Genomic DNA, 895 nt, shown 5'->3' on the forward strand with positions numbered 1-895 from the left:
AATATAAATCCTTTGGTGGTAATGGATCTAAAAAACCAGAAAAGATTAAAGGAAGGGTTACTACACTTGTAGATTCATTGAAAGATTTTGTAAAAACAAATGGTCAACAAATTTCAACTGAAGATGAAGAATCAATTGAAGGTGGAGAAACAGAAGAACTAGTTGTATCTTAAATAGGATTTAAAGGCTTATAATGGCTTGGACAGGCGTTTCTAAAAACACTTTAATGGTTTTGTATTATTGTAGGTTAAAAGTGTATATGAGCGATTCTAAGAGTTTTACATTATAAGCCTTTATTTCCAATCTATACAAATTTAATTAAAAAACATATAATGGTAAATGTAAAATATTAATATATCATGTAACAAATGAAGAAAGGTTGATATTCTAATGAAAAAAGCGAACAAAAAGTTAATTCCAGCATGTGTTTTAGCAACAAGTATCTTTGTAGGAAATGTATCTATGGCTTCGGCTTCAACGTTTAGTACAACCGATCCATTAAAAGTACGTGAAGGTGCATCAATTGATAGTAAAAAAGTTGGACTATTACAATATGATTCAACAGTTGAAACTGATTCTATTAAAGATGGTTGGGCTAAAATTTCTTTTAAAGGAAAAGATGCGTTTGTTTCAGCGAATTATTTACATATTAAAGATGTGGATAATTATGATTTTACGGTAAATGGTAATGGAGTACGTATTCGTACTTTACCCAATTTAGCGACTGGAAAAGTAATTGGTGCTGTAGATAAAGGATACAAACTAGAAGTTATTGAGCAAGATGATAATGGTTGGTACAAAGTAAAGTATAATAACCAAGTTGGATTCATTACAAATCAATTTGTAACTGTAAATCAAAAAGGTGGATCAGAAGCAAAACCAGAGGTTAAACCAG

1 protein-coding gene is annotated in these 895 nt (G+C 30.1%); it reads left to right on the forward strand.

Annotated features, from left to right (window positions below):
• Window positions 1-390: 390 nt before the first annotated feature.
• Window positions 391-895: SH3 domain-containing protein (locus MR107_RS30165; protein ID WP_242293159.1), on the forward strand; the 505-nt coding region annotated here is incomplete at its 3' end.

The sequence above is a fragment of the Bacillus cereus group sp. BfR-BA-01441 genome, from assembly GCF_022663075.1.
GTDB lineage: Bacteria > Bacillota > Bacilli > Bacillales > Bacillaceae_G > Bacillus_A > Bacillus_A cereus.